At 51.6% G+C, this 23,025-nt stretch carries 23 protein-coding genes; 11 read left to right on the top strand and 12 right to left on the bottom strand.

The features are described from left to right. Positions 1-3: 3 nt before the first annotated feature. From OGV71_RS08550 to OGV71_RS08535, 4 genes are read right to left on the bottom strand one after another with little or no spacing between them, the layout of a single operon-like run. A complete protein-coding gene (locus OGV71_RS08550) occupies positions 4-1,020 on the bottom strand; it encodes a flagellar motor switch protein FliG (RefSeq protein ID WP_006685955.1) in 1,017 nt (338 codons plus the stop codon). Then, positions 998-2,677 (bottom strand): flagellar basal-body MS-ring/collar protein FliF, encoded by a 1,680-nt coding sequence (gene fliF / locus OGV71_RS08545; RefSeq protein WP_286533053.1) that lies wholly within the window; start codon positions 2,675-2,677, stop codon positions 998-1,000. The genes OGV71_RS08550 and fliF overlap by 23 nt, the downstream gene beginning before the upstream one ends. Positions 2,678-2,681: 4 nt before the next feature. Next, a complete protein-coding gene (gene fliE, locus OGV71_RS08540) occupies positions 2,682-3,044 on the bottom strand; it encodes a flagellar hook-basal body complex protein FliE (protein WP_016149599.1) in 363 nt (120 codons plus the stop codon). A gap of 47 nt (positions 3,045-3,091) precedes the next feature. After that, positions 3,092-4,078, bottom strand: coding sequence for a sigma-54 interaction domain-containing protein (locus OGV71_RS08535; protein WP_042310449.1), 987 nt, complete (start codon positions 4,076-4,078; stop codon positions 3,092-3,094). Positions 4,079-4,672: 594 nt separating this feature from the next. On the opposite strand from OGV71_RS08535, the gene OGV71_RS08530 reads away from it, so the two are divergent. Genes OGV71_RS08530 through flhA form a run of 7 tightly spaced genes read left to right on the top strand, consistent with a single transcriptional unit; the run spans position 4,673 to position 10,930 of the window. Then, positions 4,673-5,536 carry a FliM/FliN family flagellar motor switch protein gene (locus tag OGV71_RS08530; RefSeq protein ID WP_086503713.1) on the top strand — a complete coding sequence of 288 codons (864 nt, stop codon included), beginning with the start codon at positions 4,673-4,675 and terminating at the stop codon, positions 5,534-5,536. Next, complete coding sequence (locus tag OGV71_RS08525) at positions 5,529-5,900, top strand: FliM/FliN family flagellar motor switch protein (protein WP_286533051.1); 372 nt, start codon at positions 5,529-5,531, stop codon at positions 5,898-5,900. Before OGV71_RS08530 ends, OGV71_RS08525 begins: the two co-directional genes overlap by 8 nt. Further along, a complete protein-coding gene (gene fliP, locus OGV71_RS08520; RefSeq protein ID WP_086529052.1) occupies positions 5,897-6,655 on the top strand; it encodes a flagellar type III secretion system pore protein FliP in 759 nt (252 codons plus the stop codon). Before OGV71_RS08525 ends, fliP begins: the two co-directional genes overlap by 4 nt. A gap of 12 nt (positions 6,656-6,667) precedes the next feature. Beyond that, entirely contained in the window at positions 6,668-6,940 is a 273-nt protein-coding gene (locus OGV71_RS08515; protein WP_003838859.1) for a flagellar biosynthetic protein FliQ, read from the top strand. 1 nt (position 6,941) lies between these two features. After that, entirely contained in the window at positions 6,942-7,724 is a 783-nt protein-coding gene (gene fliR / locus OGV71_RS08510; RefSeq protein WP_003838861.1) for a flagellar biosynthetic protein FliR, read from the top strand. Beyond that, on the top strand, positions 7,714-8,853 hold the full coding sequence (gene flhB, locus OGV71_RS08505) for a flagellar biosynthesis protein FlhB (protein ID WP_086503711.1): 1,140 nt from the start codon (positions 7,714-7,716) through the stop codon (positions 8,851-8,853). The genes fliR and flhB overlap by 11 nt, the downstream gene beginning before the upstream one ends. Beyond that, a complete protein-coding gene (gene flhA / locus OGV71_RS08500; protein WP_046669740.1) occupies positions 8,837-10,930 on the top strand; it encodes a flagellar biosynthesis protein FlhA in 2,094 nt (697 codons plus the stop codon). The genes flhB and flhA overlap by 17 nt, the downstream gene beginning before the upstream one ends. A gap of 37 nt (positions 10,931-10,967) precedes the next feature. On the opposite strand, the gene OGV71_RS08495 is transcribed toward flhA, so the two are convergent. Then, positions 10,968-11,729 carry a C40 family peptidase gene (locus tag OGV71_RS08495; protein WP_204584061.1) on the bottom strand — a complete coding sequence of 254 codons (762 nt, stop codon included), beginning with the start codon at positions 11,727-11,729 and terminating at the stop codon, positions 10,968-10,970. Between the two features lie 348 nt (positions 11,730-12,077). Between OGV71_RS08495 and dpaA the strand changes: the two genes are divergently transcribed. Next, entirely contained in the window at positions 12,078-12,818 is a 741-nt protein-coding gene (gene dpaA / locus OGV71_RS08490) for a peptidoglycan meso-diaminopimelic acid protein amidase (protein ID WP_003830823.1), read from the top strand. Here the strand turns inward: dpaA and OGV71_RS08485 are convergent. Together OGV71_RS08485 and lpcA are read right to left on the bottom strand one after the other, a co-directional pair. Continuing rightward, entirely contained in the window at positions 12,789-13,556 is a 768-nt protein-coding gene (locus OGV71_RS08485) for a class II glutamine amidotransferase (protein WP_003031388.1), read from the bottom strand. The two genes, dpaA and OGV71_RS08485, sit on opposite strands and share 30 nt — an antisense overlap. Before the next feature lie 111 nt (positions 13,557-13,667). Further along, entirely contained in the window at positions 13,668-14,249 is a 582-nt protein-coding gene (gene lpcA / locus OGV71_RS08480; protein ID WP_003031390.1) for a D-sedoheptulose 7-phosphate isomerase, read from the bottom strand. Between the two features lie 239 nt (positions 14,250-14,488). Here lpcA and fadE point away from each other — a divergent pair, with 239 nt between their 5' ends. The 3 genes from fadE to OGV71_RS08465 all read left to right on the top strand — a co-directional run bounded on the left by fadE (position 14,489) and on the right by OGV71_RS08465 (position 18,401). Continuing rightward, positions 14,489-16,933 (top strand): acyl-CoA dehydrogenase FadE, encoded by a 2,445-nt coding sequence (gene fadE / locus OGV71_RS08475; RefSeq protein WP_048216814.1) that lies wholly within the window; start codon positions 14,489-14,491, stop codon positions 16,931-16,933. 110 nt (positions 16,934-17,043) lie between these two features. Continuing rightward, the gene (locus tag OGV71_RS08470; protein WP_032937062.1) at positions 17,044-17,811 is read left to right on the top strand and encodes an amidohydrolase; all 768 of its coding nucleotides are present in this window, start codon (positions 17,044-17,046) and stop codon (positions 17,809-17,811) included. A gap of 179 nt (positions 17,812-17,990) precedes the next feature. Further along, the gene (locus tag OGV71_RS08465) at positions 17,991-18,401 is read left to right on the top strand and encodes a Spy/CpxP family protein refolding chaperone (RefSeq protein WP_016149590.1); all 411 of its coding nucleotides are present in this window, start codon (positions 17,991-17,993) and stop codon (positions 18,399-18,401) included. Between the two features lie 15 nt (positions 18,402-18,416). On the opposite strand, the gene OGV71_RS08460 is transcribed toward OGV71_RS08465, so the two are convergent. From OGV71_RS08460 to OGV71_RS08440, 5 genes are read right to left on the bottom strand one after another with little or no spacing between them, the layout of a single operon-like run. Continuing rightward, positions 18,417-19,136, bottom strand: a complete 720-nt coding sequence (locus OGV71_RS08460) for an EAL domain-containing protein (protein ID WP_204584063.1) — start codon at positions 19,134-19,136, stop codon at positions 18,417-18,419. A 1-nt stretch (position 19,137) separates the two neighbouring features. After that, positions 19,138-20,805 (bottom strand): O-antigen ligase family protein, encoded by a 1,668-nt coding sequence (locus OGV71_RS08455; protein WP_110249249.1) that lies wholly within the window; start codon positions 20,803-20,805, stop codon positions 19,138-19,140. A gap of 1 nt (position 20,806) precedes the next feature. Beyond that, positions 20,807-21,349 carry a fimbrial protein gene (locus tag OGV71_RS08450; RefSeq protein ID WP_032948583.1) on the bottom strand — a complete coding sequence of 181 codons (543 nt, stop codon included), beginning with the start codon at positions 21,347-21,349 and terminating at the stop codon, positions 20,807-20,809. Between the two features lie 9 nt (positions 21,350-21,358). Further along, positions 21,359-22,423 (bottom strand): fimbrial protein, encoded by a 1,065-nt coding sequence (locus OGV71_RS08445; protein ID WP_204584065.1) that lies wholly within the window; start codon positions 22,421-22,423, stop codon positions 21,359-21,361. Continuing rightward, positions 22,420-23,025 (bottom strand): fimbrial protein, encoded by a 606-nt coding sequence (locus OGV71_RS08440; RefSeq protein WP_032948581.1) that lies wholly within the window; start codon positions 23,023-23,025, stop codon positions 22,420-22,422. The genes OGV71_RS08445 and OGV71_RS08440 overlap by 4 nt, the downstream gene beginning before the upstream one ends.

Raw genomic sequence — 23,025 nt, 5'->3', positions numbered from 1 at the left:
GTGTTACTCCGCCGTCTGTTCAGCAAACAGCTGTAGCTGAATTTCACCCGCTTCCTCAAGCTCGCGGGCAATTCCCATGATTTCACGGCGTATCTGTTCAATACGGCTTACCGGAACCGGACCAAGACGTGAGGTTATCGCCTCCAGTTGTTGTACCTGACGCTTAGGCATCACGGCATAAATCGAACGGCGTAACAGCGCTTCGGTACCTTTCAGCGCCACTGCCCAATCTTCCATCGGTACTTCGTCCAGCAGTCGACGACGCACTTCGTCGGTTTGACGGCTCAGAATAAAGAAGTCGTACATTTCGTCCTGCAACTGTTCGAGTACATCTTCATCGCGTTCGCGCAGTTGATCGAGGATCACCTGTTGGTTCCCCTGGAAGCGGTTAACGATATCCGCGGCCTGCTTGATCCCTTTCACTTTCGAACCATGTTCGGAAAGCACCGACAGCCCACGCTCAATCAAGCGATCCAACTCATCCACCACGTCGCGGTTTACATCGTTGAGTTTGGCAACCCGATAAAGGATCTCGTTTTGCACCGACTCATTCATGTATGACAGTACCGTGGCCGAGATCTCTGGCGTCAGGAAGGCAAGGAATACGGCCTGTAACTGCAAATGCTCTTCTGAGATCAGTATCGCCAGTTGGCGCGGTTCCACCCACTGTAAACGCGCCATCCGCGAACGGATCTCATCGCCATAAATCCCGTTGATCACGCTACTGGCGATTTCTGTGCCCAGCGCTTTATTGAGGATCCCTTGCAGCATGGAACGCGATGCGCCGTTGATACCACTCTGCTCACGGAATTCATCAAAAAAGTTATTGATCACTTTTTTGGCCATGCTGGTTTTTACCCCAGACAGACGCGCCATGTTTTCACTCAGGCGCACCACCTCTTCGCGGCTGAGTTTTTGCATCACCGTGGCTGCCGCCTCCTCGCCCAGACACAGCAATAAAATTGCGGCCTGTTCCAGGTAGCTGTTGTTGCTGCCGTTATTTATTGTCAATTCGCTCATTGCTGGTAATCCATTGTCTGAGAACTTCAGCTACGCGATCGGTGTCGCTCATCGCCAGTTTTTGCAGGAACTCCAGCTTCACTTCCAGACCGGAGCTCTGCGAAGGCAGGCTGTCGTCACCAGGGAAAGAAGGCAGTTCGATATTTTTGCGTTCGTCTTCAGCGGCCGCAAAATGGGGCTTATCCGCAGGAATCGCCATCGGTGCAGCGTCCAGCGCCAGCTCTGGTGCTATGGTGCGACGACGTTCGGCGGTCAAACGCTTCATAACCGGACGTACAACAAACAGCAGCAACAGCAGAGCCAGCAGGCCGCAACCAATCAGACGTACCCAGGCCAGAATGTTGTCATCCTTCCATAAGGGGACCACCGGCTCGACGGGAATTGACTGCGGCACAAAATTAAGCAGCGATAAGGACAGATTGTCGCCACGCCTGGCATCAATCCCGGCAGCGTTATTCAACAGCGCCGTCAATTGCGTGGTTTGTTCCGGTTTCCAGTTCTTCAACGCAGGCGCGTTCTGGTTAAGTACCACGGCCACATTTAAACGTTTAATGTCGAAACCGGGATGCTGGATATGTTCAATGCTGCGGTCCCAGGAGTAGTCGCGTTTGTTCTCACTATGCTTTGACAACGCAGCGGGCTGGCGAGACTCCTCTGGCGCGGTTCCATTGGCGCCATTCGTCACCTGATTTGCCGCCAATGGAGGACGGTTACTCAGCGAGCCGGGGATCCCCATAGCGATCTGGTTGGTATCGCTATCCAGCACCGTTTCTTCACGATTCACCTTTGGTGTGTCGCCGTAATGCTCTTGGGTTTCGTCGATATTGCTCAGATCGAGATCCGGCATCACGCTTACCCGGTAGTTACCGCTTCCTACCAGCGAGTCGAGAACATTTGCGAGACTGGCGCGGGTCTTATCCTGGATATCTTTGAGGATCTGGTCGCGCTTACGCGTCGCCGCAGAAACCGCTTCACCCGCGCCAATACCATCGGACAGCAAATTCCCCGCCTGGTCGACAACGCTGACCTGCGCAGCTTTCAAATCAGGCACGCTGCCGGATACCAGGTGCACGATGGCATTCACCTGGTCGAGATCCAGCTTGCTGCCATAATGCAGCCGCACCACCACCGAGGCGCTGTTTTGCGGCTCGTCGCTGACGACAAAAGAACTCTCTTCATTGAGCGCCAGATGCACTCGGGCGCTCTCTACAGCATCCAGCGTCATGATGCTTTGCGCCAGTTCGCCTTCCAGGCTCCGCTTATAGCGAATGTTCTGCACAAACTGGCTGGCGCCCAGCACTTCGTCTTTGTCCATCAGCTCATAGCCGCTGGGCAGCATGGCCTGAACGCCTTTCGCCGCCAGCGTCATTCGCGTTTTAGACAAAGTCTCTTCCGGAACCAGAATTTGTCCGCTTTGCGGATCGATGCGGTATTCCAGTTTTTCACCATCCAGCACGGTGACTATCTGCGAAACCGGGATATTCTCCTGGCTACCGTACAGCGAAACATAGCCGTGGTTGCCATTCCACAACACGCTGACAATAATGGCGGTGGCCGCAATAGCCGCTGCCGCCAGTAATGCCAGGCGTTTATTACCATCCAGCCTGAAAGAGAACGAGGGTAAAAACTGAGTTACTTTTTTTATTAGTTCATTCATAGCGTTAGACTGACATGCTCATCAGGTCGTTGAATCCGGAAGCGACTTTATTACGTACCTGCACCAGCGCGGAAAACGATAACGATGCCTGCTGACTGGCGATCATCGCCCCCGCCAGGTCATCGCTTTTCCCCATCTCGATGGCCGTTTGTTTTTGCTCTGCGACCTGCTGAAATTGATCAACATGGTTGAGTGCGCCCTGCATAACACGGTCAAACGAAACCGGAGATGATGCAGACTGCGCACCCACGGCGTTAATCTGCATCGGCGAAAGGACAGGGGCTTGTGCGACCGCTTTCATCTGCTGCATGTCCTGCATCATTTGCGTCTGCATCGTACTGGCTGGGGCTATCGTATTTATGCTCATGACCTACTCTTAAAATTAGAAAAGCGTTCTCGGTACCACAGACTGATTCAGGAAAAGATTTCTATTCCCTGTTTTCGCATTGATGCCAGACGATAACGAAGCGCACGTGGGGTAATTCCTAATAAATCAGCGATTTTGGTTTTATTACCCTGATATTTGCGCATCAGGTCAGCGATATATTGATACTGCGCGCTGCGACCATGCTGGCCCAGATTGTCGCTGGTGGTGATTTGCGCACTGGGTTTTGGCTGCCATTGCGGCTCGCTCCAGGAATCGGACTCAATGGACGGCAGACCTAAGGTATCGGGATAAATAACGCCATCACGATTAAGGATCATTCCTCGTTGAATGGCGTTCTCAAGCTGGCGCACATTACCCGGCCACGCATAGCTCAGTAATGCCCGGCGTGACGATTCAGAAAGCTTGATATTTTTTACCAGCACTGTGGAGTATTTTTTAATAAAGGATTCCGCCAGCGGGATAATGTCTTCCATACGCTCGCGCAACGGCGGCATGGTCAACGGAATCACTGACATGCGATAATAGAGATCTTCTCTGAAGCGTCCTGCGGCCACCTCTTCTTCAAGATTCTTATTGGTGCAGGCGATTAAACGAAAATTTAATTTGATTAGACGGTTACTACCTAAACGCTCAACCTGTTGTTCCTGTAATACACGCAGTATTTTGGCCTGTAGCGCCAAAGGCATGTCACCGATCTCATCCAGCAGTAATGTACCATTATTGGCTAATTCCATCTTTCCCGGTACGGTGGCCACCGCCCCGGTAAACGCCCCTTTATCATAACCAAAGAGCGTTGCTTCAAGCATATTTTCAGGAATAGCGGCGCAGTTCACACCGATATAAGGCGCTGAAGCCTCCTGCGCAAATGCAATCGAGTGGATAAATTTGGCGATACATTCTTTACCCGTACCGGTTTCGCCATGGATAAGTACAGGAACATTAAAAGCAGCAATACGCCTTGCCATTGAAAAAACATTAATGCTTGAGGCTGCTTCGGCAATAAGTTCAAACATGATTATTTACACTTAGAAGTAAAGTTAACATCCGTTACGAGAAATATACAAATCATTCCAAAGCACAATCATCGAATAATAGATATCGCCCGTGCCATGTCTTAATCCCATCCTTGCTCATGTTTTACCACCCCATCAAAGGGCAGCCCTATTGAAGACTATTTTCAAATAGGGTTTTTCCTAAAAAAATACTAACACCAGTACCATTAACAATCTCAAATTAAAAGATAATAAAAACATTATTCCTTTAAAAACAATACATTGCGTTAGTGGTGGCGTAAAAAATAGACATAAGGGGGAAGCCTAATCTGCGACAAGCAGTAAGCGAGAAACATCACGTATATGTAATTAATTATTTTTTAATTACAACCTAACGCCATTAATAACTTGCAGAGGAGAGGGGTAAAATATCTAATATCCAGCCCTACTCCATAGACGTGAGTGGGTACGGTATTTCGTATCTAATGGACTTCAACACTATGAGAATAGCGTCAAGGATGAACAATAAATTAAGCGAATTTGAATTTCTTTTGATAACCGCGGGATTTGATATCAATTCAACCGCCCCAGAAATTACAGCTGAGAAAGCGTACCATGCTGAAATATAGTCAAACGCCCGGAATCTTTAAACTTGAAGGAAACCGGCTTGGACGTCCATATCATCGTCTGCCGACTATGTTTACGGGAAGTTTTGATACAATTGAATCACATCTTGGAAACTACTTCCTGAAAAAACATCGCACAAATATAACACTTAAAAAAATACACTGTGAGATGGATGTTATCAATAAAAGTGCGGAATTATTAGTTTCTCAGGTTGGGCATCTGGCCTTTGATATCGACCGCGCATTATTGTTAATGTTATTAGGTAACTTTTATGGTTTGGCATCATCTCTCGCCGACGAGAAGCCACAGGATGATTTACCAACCAAAACAGAAATCCGGTTGCGAAGCAGACTGGCGCTGGATATTTGTAATACCATTTTTAATAAAAATATATCCGGTATTCCACTGACACTCAAACCCGACAGCAGCACCATACAAACCCACTGGGCTTATCAGCTTACATTTGTATTAGGTGATGATGAGAATTGCAGTTTCCGCATCTTACTGGACGATTCGCATACCGATTACATTCTGAATTTAATCCGCCATAGCGAGCACGGCGAGAAAAAAAAGCAGATTGATAAAGCCAGCGCCGAGACGCGTAAAAAAACGCTGATCAAAGAAATTATCCATACGCTGCCGCTGACCATGAACGTGAAGATTGCAGAAATTCCGCTGAATGTTGCCGACCTGACGACGATTAAACCCGGCGATATTTTACCGATTGCGATGCCTGATACTTTCCCTGTGTATATCGGGAAATCCGAATTATTTAATGCCCTGATCGTAGAGGATAAAGACAAACTGTTTTTATCCGAATTAACGAGCAAGACGGAGAAATCCTATGAGTAAGCCAGAAGATATTTTAGAGCAAGGTTTCGAGTTAGCCCCCGAAGCTACTACGCCATCCGCGCCGTCTGTTACAGAAAAGCTGGTGGCGCGTTTAGAAGACCGTTTTTCCGAGTCGATGTCATTACTCAAACGTATTCCGGTCACGCTAACGCTGGAGGTTTCGTCCGTGGAGGTGATGCTGGCCGACCTGCTGAACATTGATGACGACACCGTCATTGAGATGGATAAACTCGCCGGTGAACCGCTGGATATTAAGGTCAATAATATCCAGCTAGGTAAGGCTGAAGTGGTTGTGGTTAACGAAAAATATGGCCTGCGCGTCCTTGAATTCAACACGCATGAAATCAACGACCTTGCACCATGAAACGCGCGCCAACACTCACGCTCTTACTGGGTATCTCGTTACTCATCCTTTCTCCCTTTGCCTGCGCGCAAGGGGGAGATATCCCGTTGCTGAATGTGATTTCACACGGAAATAGCCAGGAGTACAGCGTAAAAATCCAGGTCTTGATCCTGATGACCCTGGTGGGCATTCTGCCTACCCTGGTGCTGATGATGACCTGTTTTACCCGTTTTATTATTGTTCTTTCTCTGCTGCGTCAGGCGTTAGGGCTGCAACAAACGCCGCCGAACCGCATATTGATTGGCATTGCGCTGTCGTTAACCATGCTGGTAATGCGTCCAGTCTGGCTCAATATTTACGATCATGCCGTTGTCCCTTTTGAAAACGATCAAATCACGCTCCCCGACGCGCTAAGCACTGCCGCCTCGCCATTGAAGCGCTTTATGCTGGCGCAGACTAACAAAAAGGCGATAGCGCAGATCATGGAGATCGCCAACGCGAAAGGGAATGCAGTCGATCAGGATCTTTCCATTATTGTCCCGGCGTATGTGCTAAGCGAACTCAAAACCGCCTTCCAGATAGGTTTCATGATTTACATTCCGTTCCTGGTGATCGACCTGATCGTCGCCAGCGTACTGATGGCGATGGGGATGATGATGCTGTCACCGCTGATCGTTTCGCTGCCCTTTAAGCTGATGCTGTTTGTGCTTATTGATGGCTGGGCGCTGACCGTTGGGACGCTGACCTCCAGCATTCGCGGTCTGGGACTGGGCTAACGGAGATCAGACATGCTAACCATTGATGTAGCCGCAGACATCGTTGCCAGCGGTATAAAAGTTGTGATCATTTTAGTCTGTGTGTTGGTCGTTCCCAGCCTGCTGGTCGGTATGTTGGTCAGCATTTTTCAGGCTGTGACGCAGATTAACGAACAAACACTTAGTTTTTTACCCAGACTAATCGTCACCCTCGCGGTATTGGGTATTTGCGGAAAATGGATGATCGTCCAGTTGAGCGATCTCTGCGTGCATCTGTTCACTCAGGCCGCCATTCTGGTGCACTGACATGCGCGAAACCGATATTACACAGTTAAGTAATCTGATACTGGGAATGTGGTTTCCCTTCGTACGCATTATGGCGTTTATTCACTACGCACCAGTACTGGATAATGCCGCGCTGACCATACGTATACGCATTATTTTGTCACTGGCGTTGGCCTTTATCATTACGCCGCTTATCCCCCACCCGGTGCCCACCAGCCTGCTGTCGATGAACAGTATTATTTTGACCACGGAGCAGTTTCTGTGGGGAATACTTTTCGGCCTGATGCTGCAGTTTTTATTTTTAGCGCTACAACTGGCGGGCCAAATCCTCTCTTTTAATATGGGGATGAGCATGGCGGTGATGAACGACCCCAGCAGCGGCGCGTCAACGACGGTACTGGCGGAAATGATCAACATCTACGCGGTGATACTGTTTTTTGCCATGGATGGGCATCTGCTGCTGGTGAGCATTTTATTCAAAGGCTTTACTTACTGGCCGATTGGCAATGCGTTGCATCCGCAATCTCTGCGCACGATTTCTCTGGCGCTGGGCTGGGTATTCGCTGCCGCCACGCTGCTGGCGCTGCCGACAACCTTTATCATGCTGATTGTTCAGGGCTGCTTTGGTCTGCTAAACCGTATTGCGCCGCCGCTCAACCTGTACTCATTAGGTTTTCCCATTAACATGCTGGCGGGCCTGATCTGCTTTGCGACTCTGCTTTACAACCTGCCCGACCACTATTTGCACCTGGCGAATTTCGTCTTACAGCAGCTTGACGCGCTGAAGGGGCACTATGGCGGATAACAGTAGCGAAGAAAAAACAGAAAAACCCTCGGCGCAAAAACTTCGCAAGGCCAGACAAGAGGGACAAATACCGCGTTCAAAAGATATGGGGCTTGCCGCCAGTCTGTTTGCCGCGTTTATGGTGATCTCCAGCAGCTTTCCCTGGTACGAAGATTTCGTGCGTGAAAGCTTTATCAGCGTGCATCAGTACGCGCAGAACATTAATGACCCGGACATCATCGGTCAGTTCCTTGAACACCATCTGCTGATTCTGGGGAAATTCATCCTGACGCTGTTACCCATGCCGGTTGCCGCGCTGTTTGCCTCACTTGTTCCGGGAGGCTGGCTATTCCTGCCGAAGAAAATTTTGCCGGACTTTAGCAAATTAAGCCCGCTCAAAGGTATTGGTCGCCTGTTTTCTACCGATCATCTGGTGGATACCGGCAAGATGACGCTCAAAGCGATAGTGCTGCTGGTGATGCTATGGATCAGCGTACGCAATAACGTTGCCGCGTTTCTCGGCTTACAAGAGCTTCATTTCAAACAGGCCATCAGTGATGGTCTGGCGCTGTACAGCAGCATCATGCGCAACTTTGTCATCCTGTTTGTTTTCTTCGCGTTGATCGATGTCCCTCTGGCGAAAAAAATGTTCACCAAAGGGCTGAAGATGACGAAACAGGAAGTGAAAGAAGAGTATAAAAATCAAGAAGGTAAACCCGAGGTTAAGGCCAGGATCCGTCGCCTGCAACGGCAAATGGCGATGGGGCAAATTCGCAAAGTTGTGCCAAAAGCCGATGTGGTGATCACCAACCCAACCCACTATGCCGTGGCGCTACAGTACGACCAGTCACGCGCCGCAGCGCCTTTCGTGGTTGCCAAAGGCACCGATGAAATCGCGCTGTATATCAGGCAGGTAGCGGCAGAAAGCAATATTGAAATCGTTGAGTTTCCTAAGCTGGCACGCTCCGTTTATTACACCACCCAGGTGAATCAACAGATCCCATTTCAACTGTATCGGGCGATTGCACACGTCCTGACCTATGTACTGCAAATGAAACACTGGCGTGATGGTTCCCAGGCCCGCCCTTCTCTGAACAGACATATTTCCATTCCAAAAGAGGTTCTTAAACTGGATGCCGAAAACAACTAAACAATTCCTCGCGCTGCTGCGTAACGGTAACATCGGCATTCCGCTGGTTATACTGTGTATCCTGGCGATGGTGATCCTGCCGTTACCACCGGCCCTGCTGGATATTCTGTTCACCTTTAACATCGTGCTGGCGGTGATGGTGCTGCTGGTGGCCGTTTCCGCAAAACGCCCACTCGAATTCAGTCTGTTCCCGACCATTTTGCTGATCACCACCTTAATGCGCTTGACCCTGAACGTGGCGTCAACACGCGTGGTGTTACTGCATGGGCATATGGGCGCAGGCGCTGCCGGTAAGGTGATTGAGTCTTTCGGTCAGGTGGTGATCGGCGGTAACTTTGTCGTCGGTTTTGTGGTGTTCATCATTCTGATGATCATTAACTTTATCGTGGTGACCAAAGGTGCGGAGCGTATCTCCGAAGTTTCTGCCCGTTTTACGCTGGACGCCATGCCCGGTAAGCAGATGGCGATCGACGCCGATCTGAACGCAGGATTGATTAATCAGGCGCAGGCGCAAGCGCGACGTAAAGACGTAGCGGGCGAAGCGGATTTCTATGGCGCGATGGATGGTGCGTCAAAGTTCGTGCGCGGCGATGCCATCGCCGGGATGATGATCCTGGCTATCAACCTGATCGGCGGCGTCTGTATCGGGATCTTTAAATACGATTTAAGCGCCGAAGCCGCCTTCCAGCAATACGTACTGATGACCATCGGTGACGGCCTGGTCGCCCAGATCCCTTCTCTGCTGTTGTCGACAGCAGCAGCGATCATCGTCACCCGCGTAAGCGACAGCGGCGATATTGCCACGGACGTACGTAGCCAACTGCTGGCCAGCCCCTCCGTGCTGTATACCGCCACCAGCATTATGTTTGTGCTGGCAGTGGTGCCGGGGATGCCGCATTTCCCCTTCCTGATTTTCAGCGCCCTGCTGGGATTCACCGCCTGGCGCATGAGCAAGCGACCGAAGGTGGCTGAGACCGAAGAGAAAAATCTCGAAACGCTGACCAAAACCATCGCTGAAACCACCGAGCAACAGGTCAGTTGGGAAACTATCCCCTTAATAGAACCTATCAGCCTGAGCCTGGGATATAAGCTGGTGTCGTTGGTCGATAAATCCAAAGGGAATCCGCTCACTCAACGCATTCGCGGTGTGCGACAGGTGATCTCAGACACGAACGGCGTACTGCTGCCGGAAATTCGCATCCGCGAAAACTTCCGCCTTAAACCGACCCAGTACGCCATTTTTATCAATGGGATCAAGGCCGATGAAGCCGATATTCCCGCAGATAAGCTGATGGCGCTGCCCTCCAGTGAAACCTATGGCGAGATCGACGGTGTTTTAGGCCACGATCCGGCCTATGGTATGCCGGTCACCTGGATTGTTCCGGCGCAAAAAGCTAAAGCGTTAAATATGGGGTACCAGGTTATTGATAGTGCCAGCGTCATTGCGACGCATGTGAATAAGATCATTCGTAACTATATTCCAGAGCTGTTTAATTACGATGACATTACGCAGTTGCATAACCGCCTTTCTTCTATGGCGCCACGTCTGGCGGAAGATTTGAGCGCAGCGCTGAATTACAGCCAGCTCTTGAAAGTGTACCGGGCGCTGCTTATCGAAGGTGTGTCATTGCGCGATATCGTCACCATAGCCACCGTACTTGTCGCCAGTAGCACCGTGACCAAAGATCATATTTTGTTAACGGCGGATGTGCGTCTGGCGCTCCGTCGCAGCATTACCCACCCGTTTGTGCGCAAAGATGAGCTGGCCGTATATACGCTGAACAGTGAACTGGAGAATCTGCTGGCGAATGTGGTGAATCAGGCTCAGCAAAGTGGAAAAGTGGTGCTGGATAGCGTGCCGGTCGATCCCAATATGCTGAATCAGTTTCAGACCAATATGCCGCAGATAAAAGAACAGATGAAAGCGGCGGGGAAAGAGCCTGTGCTGCTGGTCGCGCCGCAGTTACGTCCTTTGCTCGCGCGCTATGCGCGCCTGTTTGCCCCGGGCCTACAGGTGTTGTCTTATAACGAAGTTCCGGATGAACTGGAATTAAAGATCATGGGGGCGTTAAGTTAACGCCTGCCGAGGCGGTGTCATTACACCGCCTTTTTGATTACAGAATCGTATTTTCCGTAAGAATACGACGAGCGCCTAGATAATGATCCTGCCAGAAGTCATCGGATAAATTGCTCACCCGAATTGTTTCTCCTGTCCGCGGTGATTCAATAAATTGTCCCTGCCCCAAATAGACGCCCATATGATCGGCAATATCCCGGCTGTGAATATGAAAGAACACTAAATCACCACGGCGAAGATCGCGGTTAGCGACAATCGTTGCCCGTCGATAGTGATACATTTCATTCGCTGTCCGGGGCAATTTTGCCGCCAGGATTTTGTTGTAGGCATAAAAAATCAGCCCGCTACAGTCAAACCCTTCATCCGGATCGGTACCGCCCCACAAATAGGGTTTACCTAGCTGTTGCTCAAGTCGGTGGATGGCCACTTCAGTGATATTGTGTAGATGATTGCTACTGAGAAAATGGTCATTCTCAGCCAGTTCCTGCCAGCGATGGTCGCTGGCTTTTAGTGGGCCAGGGAACCACTCCGGATGCTGTTTAATCAGTGCCCGGTTCTGCTGGCGCAGCGCGCTTTTACTTTCTGCGTTGCCTTCCACCACGTAGCTTGCCTGCTTTTTTACCTGTGCGTGATACTGCTTCAGCAGCCGGGCACGATTACGCATGCGCATTTGCGCCGCATAGCTTACATGGGCGTCAGATAAGAGGGGCTGAACTTTGGCGACAGACGGTAAGGACAATACAACACACAAAGACAGCAGACCCGGCAAAAAGCGTCGGGGTGCAGAGACAAAAGACATGAAAACAAAAATACCTAATCAAACACGTTCCGCGCAGTCTACCGCTATTACCGGGTATTCCATTTTAATATTTGATTATTAAAGTATTAATTTTTTAAATTCAATACATTAGGAATTTTTCACTAATAGGGCTCAATGACGGTCGCTCACCCGCAAAATACGCCAGTGTCTGACAGACTTTAAGCACAATTATCCGTATAAAGAAAATCTAAAGTGTAAACGCAGCACGAGAGACTTGCGAAAAACTCTCTGGGTGATAATGTGAGCGCTCCAGATCCAGATTTATCCGATTTGGGGACTCTTTTGCCGTCCTGGCGTGTGTGATCGTTTTATCAAGGAATAAGCAGTATGCGTAAAATCGCATTTTTTCTTGCGATGCTTTTATTGCCGTGCGTTTCGTTTGCCGGTTTGCTGAGCAGCAGCAGCCCGACTACGCCTGTCAGCAAAGAATATAAGCAGCAATTAATGGGCTCCCCCGTTTATATCCAGATCTTCAAAGAAGAGCGAACGTTGGATCTGTACGTCAAGATGGGCGAACAGTATCAATTGCTCGACAGTTATAAGATCTGTAATTATTCCGGTGGCTTAGGGCCGAAACAGCGTCAGGGTGATTTCAAAAGTCCGGAAGGGTTTTACAGCGTTCAGCGTGGACAGCTGAAACCGGATAGCCGCTTCTATAAAGCGATTAACATTGGTTTCCCTAATGCCTACGATCGCGCCCACGGTTATGAAGGTAAATACCTGATGATCCACGGCGCCTGTGTTTCCGTCGGCTGCTACGCAATGACCGACAACGGCATTGATGAGATTTTCCAGTTTGTGACCGGAGCTCTGGTGTTCGGGCAGTCCAGCGTACAGGTTAGCATTTACCCGTTCCGCATGACCGATGCCAACATGCAGCGCCATAAGTTCTCGTATTACAAAGATTTCTGGGCCCAGTTAAAGCCGGGATACGATTACTTTGAACAAACACGTAAACCACCGACCGTTTCCGTCGTCGATGGTCGTTACGTCGTCAGCAAGCCGTTGAGCCACGAAGTCGTTCAGCCGCAACTGGCATCAAACTACACGCTCCCCGAGACAAAATAATGCCCACTCGCCTGGCATAATCTTTTGCCAGGTTTCATTGCCGGTTAACGGTTGAGTGGCAATCACGGTGACCACATCATTGGGTGTGGTCTCTGAGCTAAAATCAATCTCCACATCCTGATCCAACAATGTCGCCACGCCAAACGGCGCACGACGCGTGATCCAAAACAAATTGGTCGAGCAGAAGGCCATCACATAACGTCCGTCAGACAACAGCATGTTGAAGACGCCCTTCTCCCGCAGTTCTCCTGCCAGCATCGCGATATATTTAAACACCGCCGTCATATTGCCAGGCGTGCGCGGATAACGCTCCGTCAGCTTGTGGAGCAGCCAGCAGAAGGCTTTTTCGCTGTCGGTTTCACCGACCGGGCGGAAATTACCGGTCTCCAGTGATTTATAACCGCTGAGCTGCCCGTTATGGGCATACGTCCAGTTACGTCCCCATAGTTCACGGGTAAATGGATGGGTATTTTCCAGCGCGACTTCTCCACGATTCGCCTGACGAATATGGGCAATCACGGAACAGGATTTGATGGGATAGTCTTGTACCAGTTTGGCGATAGGCGAATTAAAGCTGGGTTGCGGATCTTTAAACGTACGGCAGCCCTTACCTTCATAAAACGTAATACCCCAGCCGTCTTTGTGCGGCCCGGTACCTCCGCCGCGCTGGACCAGCCCGGTGAAGCTAAAGCAGATATCGGTTGGCACATTGGCGCTCATCCCGAGCAGTTCGCACATACATCACCTACCTTAAAACCGTGAACTGCCTGATGGCGCTGCGCTTATCAGGCCTACGTGGCGCTCATGTAGGCCGGATACGGCTTCAGCCACCATCCGGCAATCGTCTTCTTATGGTTTAACCATCTCTTTTTCGATCAACTGGATCAGGATATGAATCACTTTGATATGAATTTCCTGAATACGATCAGCGTAGCCAAAGTGCGGCACGCGAATTTCGATATCCGCGCTGCCCGCCATTTTGCCGCCATCTTTACCGGTCAGGGTGATAACTTTCATCCCTTTCTCACGCGCTGCGGCAATCGCTTTAATTACGTTACCGGAATTACCCGAAGTCGAGATGCCTAACAGGACATCTCCCTCACGACCCACGGCTTCTACGTAGCGAGAGAACACATAATCGTAACCGAAATCGTTGCTGACGCAGGAGATATGGCTGACGTCAGAGATAGCGATAGCAGGGTAACCAGGACGGTTTTCACGATAGCGTCCGGTCAGCTCTTCGGCAAAGTGCATCGCGTCGCAATGGGAACCGCCGTTACCGCAAGAAAGTACCTTACCGCCGGCTTTAAAGCTGTCTGCCAACAGGACCGCCGCGCGCTGAATGGCGTGAATATTGGCGTCATCTTTAAGAAAATTAGCCAGCGTTTCCGCCGCTTCGCTCAGTTCGTTACGAATAAGATCCTGGTACATGAGGATATCCTTCAGCATGAATGTAAATGACAAGGTGCAGTGTACCGGATAGCGCTACCAGCGAGAAGTACAAGCCACAGGAATGGCTACGGCTTTTGATTTTTTGTGCCGGTTAAAACAGCAACAATGTGAGCTTTGTTGTAATTATTTTGTAAACACATTGCTAAAAGAATTTACATCCACTACAACCATATCATCACAAGTGGTCAGACCTCCTACAAGCAAGGGAGCTTTTCGTTATGATGATTTTGAGTATTATCGCTACGGTTGTTCTGCTCAGCGTTCTGTTTTATCACCGCGTGAGCTTATTCCTCAGCAGCTTAATTTTGCTCGCCTGGACGGCCGCGCTTGGCGTGGCTGGCCTGTGGTCAGTCTGGCTGCTGGTTCCTCTGGCCATTATTCTCGTACCGTTTAACTTTACGCCGATGCGCAAATCTATGATCTCTGCACCGGTGTTCCGCGGTTTCCGTAAAGTCATGCCGCCGATGTCGCGTACTGAGAAAGAAGCGATTGATGCTGGTACGACCTGGTGGGAAGGTGACCTGTTCCAGGGCAAGCCTGACTGGAAAAAACTGCATAACTATCCTCAGCCGCATCTGACTGCTGAAGAGCAAGCGTTTATTGATGGTCCAGTGGAAGAAGCGTGCCGCATGGCGAACGACTTTCAGATCACTCACGAACTCGCGGATCTGCCTCCGGAACTGTGGGCATATCTGAAAGAACACCGCTTCTTCGCGATGATCATTAAGAAAGAGTACGGCGGGCTGGAATTCTCAGCATATGCTCAGGCTCGCGTTCTACAGAAACTCTCCGGCGTTTCTGGGATCCTGGCGATCACCGTTGGCGTGCCTAACTCATTAGGCCCAGGCGAACTGCTGCAACATTACGGCACCGAAGAGCAGAAAAATCATTATCTGCCACGTCTGGCTCGCGGTCAGGAGATCCCATGCTTTGCTCTGACCAGCCCGGAAGCCGGCTCCGACGCAGGCGCGATCCCTGATACCGGCGTGGTTTGTATGGGCGACTGGCAGGGCCAGCAGGTGCTGGGTATGCGCCTGACCTGGAACAAACGCTATATCACGCTGGCGCCTATCGCTACCGTGCTGGGTCTGGCATTTAAACTCTCCGACCCGGAAAAACTGCTGGGTGGCGAAGAAGATCTTGGCATTACCTGTGCGCTGATCCCAACCTCAACGCCAGGTGTACAAATTGGGCGTCGTCACTTCCCGCTGAACGTGCCGTTCCAGAACGGTCCGACACTGGGCAAAGATGTGTTTGTACCAATTGATTACATCATCGGTGGTCCGAAAATGGCCGGTCAGGGCTGGCGCATGCTGGTGGAATGCCTGTCTGTGGGACGTGGTATTACCCTGCCATCTAACTCGACGGGCGGCGTGAAATCGGTCGCGATGGCCACCGGCGCGTATGCGCACATTCGTCGCCAGTTCAAAATCTCTATCGGCAAGATGGAAGGTATTGAAGAGCCGTTGGCACGTATTGCCGGTAACGCCTACGTGATGGACGCTGCAGCATCACTGATTACCTACGGCATTATGCTGGGTGAAAAACCGGCGGTGTTGTCGGCCATCGTGAAATATCACTGCACCCACCGCGGACAGCAGTCAATCATCGATGCGATGGATATCACTGGCGGTAAAGGCATTATGCTTGGCGAAAGCAACTTCCTCGCCCGTGCTTATCAAGGTGCGCCAATCGCTATTACCGTTGAAGGTGCCAACATTCTGACCCGTAGCATGATGATCTTCGGTCAGGGTGCGATTCGCTGCCATCCGTATGTTCTGGAAGAGATGGCTGCGGCACAGAGTAACGATGTGAATGCGTTCGACAAGCTGCTGTTCAAACACATCGGTCACGTCGGCAGTAACAAAGTGCGTAGCTTCTGGCTTGGCCTGACGCGTGGTTTAACCAGCAGCACGCCAACTGGCGATGCGACCAAACGTTACTACCAGCACCTGAACCGTCTGAGTGCCAACCTGGCCCTGCTTTCAGATATATCTATGGCTGTACTGGGCGGTAGTCTGAAGCGTCGTGAACGTATCTCCGCACGTCTGGGCGATGTGTTAAGTCAGCTGTATCTGGCCTCCGCGGTGCTGAAGCGTTATGACGACGAAGGCCGTCATGAAGCGGACCTGCCGTTGGTTCACTGGGGCGTTCAGGATGCGTTGTACAAAGCGGAACAGGCGATGGACGATCTGCTGAAGAACTTCCCGAACCGTCTGGTCGCGGGCTTGCTGAATGTGGTTATCTTCCCTACCGGTCGCCACTACCATGCACCGTCTGACAAATTGGATCATAAAGTCGCGAAGATTTTGCAGGTTCCGAGCGCTACTCGTTCTCGTATTGGTCGCGGTCAATATCTGACGCCAAGCGAGCATAACCCGGTTGGTTTGCTGGAAGAGGCGCTGCTGGACGTGATTGCAGCCGACCCAATCCACCAGCGGATCTGTAAAGAGTTGGGTAAAAACCTGCCATTTACCCGTCTCGACGAACTGGCGCACAATGCGCTGGCGAAAGGGCTGATTGATAAAGATGAAGCCGCGATTCTGGTGAAAGCCGAAGCGAGCCGCCTGCGCAGTATCAACGTGGATGACTTTGAACCCGAGGAGCTGGCGACTCAGCCGGTAAAGCTGCCAGAGAAAGTGCGTAAAGTCGAAGCCGCATAACGACACTCGCACGACGTTTAGCCCCGCTTAATGCGGGGCTTTTTATTGCCACATTTTCATTAATGCTCATGCTACAGTGTCAAAATGTTGTTCAACGAGGAGCCTCGATCGTGCCTGGTTTGAAAATTACTCTGCTGCAACAACCATTGATCTGGATGGATGGCCCGGCCAACCTGCGCCATTTTGACCGACAACTGGAAACCGTCGCCGGACGTGATGTCATTGTATTGCCTGAGATGTTTACCAGCGGATTTGCCATGGAAGCGGCAAATAAATCGTTGCCGCAAGAAGAAGTTGTAAGCTGGATGCGTAGCAAAGCGCAGCAGACAAATGCCCTGATAGCAGGTAGCGTGGCGATACAGTCTGAACGGGGGCCGGTGAATCGTTTTTTGCTGGTTGAACCCGAAGGTAATGTGCATTTCTACGACAAGCGCCATCTGTTCCGCATGGCGGATGAGCACCAGCATTACCAGGCGGGTGACGCGCGCGTTATTGTTGAATGGCGCGGCTGGCGCATTCTGCCGTTGGTCTGTTACGACCTGCGTTTTCCGGTATGGTCGCGCAATCGCAACGATTACGACCTTGCGTTGTATGTTGCCAATTGGCCTGCGCCGCGTTCGCTACACTGGCAGGTTTTGCTCGCCGCACGAGCGATTGAGAACCAGGCTTATGTAGCAGGATGTAACCGCGTGGGCACTGACGGTAACGGGCATCATTATCGCGGTGACGGCCGGGTGATTAATCCGCAGGGTGAGATTATCGCCACCGCCGAGCCGCATCAGGCCACACGCATTGACGCAGAACTGTCTCTCTCAGCGCTGCGTGAATATCGCGAGAAATTTCCCGCCTGGCAGGACGCCGACCCGTTCACGCTATAACTATCGCCTTCACTCCCGCTGCACAACGTTTTTCCGTGGCGGGATTGTTTCACTCCGTAACCAACCGCAAAACAAATTCGTGTGGCGACATGCGGTGGGCATCGTATCCTGCAAAAGATAATCACTCGTAACCAGCGAGTGACTGACAATGTTAATAATTCCCTTATCAGGATCTCGACATGAAGAACTTCTTACGCATGACTTTGCTGGCAGTTACCGTGGCTGGCGCTTCTTTTAGCACGCTTGCAGCAACCACATCTAATGTTCCGGCTCCAGCCCAGGATCCGATAGTACAACATCTTAAGTTGAGCACTGACCAGGTTGCGCAGATTAAAAAACTGCACCAGCAGCTTGAAACCAACGTAAGCCAGATTTCGGTGAAGGATGTTAAAGACGGCGCGTTGATTGACGTCATCAAGTCCGGGAAGTGGGATGAAGCAGCCGTCAAAAAACAGCTTTCGGCATTCAGCAACATCGAACAGCAGGCGCGTTATTATCGCGTGAAATACTATTTTGACCTGAACAAAGTGCTGACTCCAGAACAGCGCCAGCAGGTGCAAAAAGACATCGCACAGACGCTGAGCGAGTAATTTTCATGGCCTGAATCAGCAATGATTCAGGCTTTTCGGTAAAATCGCCTGTTCAAACAAAAAACCCTGTACAGCATCTGCGCCGCTCATACGGCAAATGGCATAATCCTGTGGCGTTTCTACCCCCTCAATGACAACCCGTTCACCCAGCCCACGAAACTGATTGACCAGAACCCTCAACTGCCACTCCGATGTTCTGAACTGATGAAACATTCCACTTTCAATTTTGATGGCATCGAAACGGATGCCCGACAGCCGCCAGACAAAAAATAGCTCAGGTGAAACATCATCCAGCCACACGCGAAACCCGTGACGCACCAGCGTTTTTACGGCGATGCATACGGCCTGCTGCTCTGCCTTCTCCAGCCGCATCATGGAGCCCGGATCCTGAATCTCAATAACAATCCGCCCCTGATGCACCTGCTTTGTGAGACGCGTGACCCATGACAGACAGGTCAGCATCCTGACGGATAAATTCAACGAATAGCTTCCAGAAAGAGCCAGCACCCGTTGCATTTGCCATAGAAAAAGCTGCTGTTTTGCCGCAATTGAAAGGTGCTTAAAAAACAAATCCAGTGGAAGCGGAGTGCGTACCTGACTTAACACTTCACAGACATCCAGCGATATGTCATCAAAAAAATGAATGCGCTGCAAACGGATCCCAGTGATCTGCAGCAGTTCGGCGTTGCGGGGAAGTTCTGGTACATAACGGGCCTGTTCGCTGAATCTGTTCATATCATTCCAGTATTTTATTAAAAGGACGTCGTGCATCCTGCAGCCACGGGATACGGCGATCGTTCGGGTATATCAGGCAAAAGCGCGTCGCCAGACGATGCGCCTCGACAAGGTCGCGCTGTTGCAACGCCAGCAAGATTTGCGTGAAGGAGACATTAGGGTCTGGGTGAACGCGCACATAGTCAGGCGCCCAGCGGCGAACCGCCTCCAGCCAACGAGCGTCCCGAGTACGCTGATACCGTTGCAGATACCCCATCTGGACATCAAACCGATAGCGACTGGTAAGAAGCCAGCCTCCTACAGGGAGCGATTCGGCAAGATGCCACTGCGATGACTGCCTCTCCGCCAGCGTCAGTTGCTGTTGCGTATGCAGCGTGAGAAGCAGCAATGGCGCGACTGTCAGTAGCGAGATAACCCCTGGCGCGCGAATCAGCCACGTCGAGGTAAGCGCCAGGCGTATTCCAGCTCGGTCGCTGTCTGCACATCGAAGCAACAGGATCAGCAGTAGCCAATGCGGCGTTGACTGCCTGACGGGGTATTCCGTCAGCATATGAATCACCACCGGCAGCGCCGCCACCAGACAGGCGCGACGCCAACGATTTCCATGCCTCCAGAGCCAGAAACCACTCGCAATAAAACACAGCGCTCCCACCAGCCCAACCAGACCGCCCTCCACCAGCCATAACACCAGTTCATTGTGCGGATGCGAGATGCTGCTCAACCCCAACGGTCCCGCACGTTCGAGAAACACGGCGGCAAAACTGCCCACACCCCACCCCGTCCACGGGCGTTCGGCAAATAATGCCAACGACGTTTTGAGTACCGTCCAGCGCACCTGGGAAGTGGTGAAATGATCGACCGTTGCTACGGACAAAAAATGGCGAGCGAGCGACCCCGTCGCCATGCCTGACGCCAACGGTAACAGGAGTAGTAACAACGTACGCCGTTGCGCCGGGAAAACCGCCAGCAGCAGCACTTCACCGACTACCAGAGACAGGTAACCGGTTTGCGACTGGGATTCATGCAGCACAAATCCCATCATCACCAGGCCAACCCCGATGACAATTCGATACCCGTCGCGCAGCCGTAAAAAGAGCGTGGCTGACAGCAACACGCCACAGGCCGTAAAGCTGGCCAGCAGGTTGACCTGTTGAAAAATGCCGTAAGGCCGTGTACCACGTCGCCAGGCAAACTCCCAGTAATCAACACCCGGCAAATGCCAGTACTGATAGACAAACACCAGACATTCAATCACGCAAGCCCCCCATAGCAGGGCCAGCAGTGCCGTCAGGGTGTTTGCCGTGAGAGGAATTTGCAATGTGACCAGATAGACGCTCACACCTCCCAGTAACGCCCCCGCCACCAGTAGTGCCTCGGCCTGCCTGACGTCAGGTGTTAGCAGGCAAAGCAACATCAGGATGAACGCCCCGATCGTAAAACCCGCAGCTGGCACAGTGATGCGCCAGCGTTGACGAGGCGCCAGCATCAATGCGCTTGCAGCCAGTACAACAGCGTAGATCCAGCTCGTAATATTAAGCGGCAACGACAGACCGCTGCCGCCGTTGTTCGGCCAGTAGAAATGCATGGCCCCACACCAGAAAAACAGACTAATACCGAGCAATAATTTCTGCGCAGGCAGCGGCGCAATGCGATTCAGTACGTTCATCATGCTACTGGTAGTTCAACGTCCAGGTCCCGCTGGCGCTGAACGGACCGTATTCGAGAGACTGATTTTTTATCGCCGATGGCTCCGCGGCGACCCACGCCAAAAAATTCAGCGTCATCGAACCTTCTGTTATCTCTTTGACTGATGTGCTCTCATCAAGGCGGATTGCCGTGCCGTCCTCTTCGCTCATCCCAATCCCGATCCCTGACGCGCCGCCTTGTTCACTGCTATCCAGCGCCAGATGATCGGCCAGCTCCGCATCCTCACGACCGCTGAAGGTAACCGAGATCCCACGGAAAACCTCAGGATTGCAGTCGCGTAACTGGATGCTGAATTTTTCCGGCTTACTGCGCCCCGAGAGATAGAGATCCTGCGTCGCGATTTGCTTGAAATCGACCTCGATTTTGTCGCCACCCGGTGCAAGGCTGCAGGCCAGCGCTCTGATGGTGCCGTGAAAATACATATCGCCGCCGACCAGTTTGGTGTCGGCCTGTGCCATGCTGCCAAGCAGCAACATAACGGTCGCGAATAACGCCGAGAATCTCATGACATCCCCCTACTGAAACTGCGCGACAACGGTGGCAGAGGCTTCAAATTCACCTTCCTTCACACTTCCCACGCCCGGCTTTGCCACCGGCGCGGCGGTGAGATTCCAGTCGCCCTGATTCTGGTAAAACCCCTTCACGTTGTAAAATTGATTGGGCACGACGGTGCCACCACCCTCGTCTTTAAGCATAATGCCGAGATCGTCGCGTTTTTGTCCGCCGCTTAACGTGCCGAGGAGATTACCGTTAAATCCCGCTGTGCCTGACGCCGTGGTCGTTTGCACGCCAAGATTGATATTCAGCGCGCCCTGATCGAAGCTGCCGCCCTCACACACCACATGTATAGGGATTGGCTTACTATAGTTAGTGCCGTTGAGCCGGGCAGCGGATCCTGGCAAATCGCCAAACTCAATGCTGATTTTGTCTCCCCGGTTGAAGGTGCATTTGTCCGGTACGGTAATCAGCCCGGATTTAATCACCACGCGGGAAATTGGCGTTGTCGGCGTCGGACCAGCATCCCCTAAGCGCCCAGCAACCTCCACCAGCGACTGGGAGGTAATATTGATGCCATTAATAATGGGTTTTGTGACAATAAACGTCACTTTCCCTTTTGAACCACTTTCTATGTTGGTAGCCCGCTCGTAACCTTTGCGCTTTTTGCAGCTATGATCGTTATAACGATTTGAAAAATTGGTAAAAGGTGCCTGAACGTAGTTGTTATAACGCCCGGCGACCCACACCTGTACTTCCACATCCAGATACTCGTTTAGGCGAAAACGGTTCGCTCCCTGATTGGAAGGCGGCATCGTGGTCGTGGTGGTGTAGTAAATCGGTTGTCGGGAGATGTCAGCCTGTTCGCAGTGAAAATCCACTACATACCAACTGCCAAGATTCCAGGGAAACGGCTCCGTTCTGCCGCCCACGTGGTTTTTGCTGACATCCAGCGAGTTCAGTTCAATATCGTACTGATGCGGCGCCCCACCTTCCGGCTCACCTTCTCCCTGTGTAAATGCCTGCCCGGTCAGAGGACAGCCTGCCAGCACCCCCCACAGCAGCATTTTGCGCAATACGCTCATAGATACTCCAGCTTAAGTCTGACCAGACCGTTAAATTCTCCGGCAGTCACCTCTCGCCCAAAAGATTCCAGCGCGGCAAGAAAATGAATGGCGTTATCGCCCGGTTTGAGGATCCACATGCGTTGCGGTTGATTCAGGTGGATCAACTGCTTACGTTCAGTCAGTAGCCGGATGCCCGCGCCGCGAACATCGCCACGAATGCGCCCCAAATCGCTGTTTTCCGGTGCGCCTTCAGCCATCATCGTCATCGAAACACCACGCTCCACCGTGCTGTAAGCAAGCTCAGGCATCTCACTGGTCTGCCCGGGAAAATCCCTTAAGGTATGACCGGAGCCCTTTAAACAGCCGTTCAGATACAGCGTAACCAATACCGGATCGCTGCGATCGCCGCCCTGGCGAAATCGGCTGGCGGAAATATCACCAAGATCGATAGTCTGATCGCGGGAGGCCATATCCAGCACGCACGGCGAAACGAATACCCGACCATGAAAGCGGACATTGCCATACTCACCGGACACGTTGCTCATATCCTGGCGACCGCTTGTGGCCTGAACCGAGCAGGCCATGCCCGCCATCAGCAGAGCGCAAAGCATCTTTTTCAT

The organism is Citrobacter sp. Cf088 (assembly GCF_030334295.1).
GTDB lineage: Bacteria > Pseudomonadota > Gammaproteobacteria > Enterobacterales > Enterobacteriaceae > Citrobacter > Citrobacter freundii.
The sequence above is the reverse complement of the archived record's forward strand: the minus strand, read 5'-3'. Positions and strand labels throughout refer to the sequence as shown.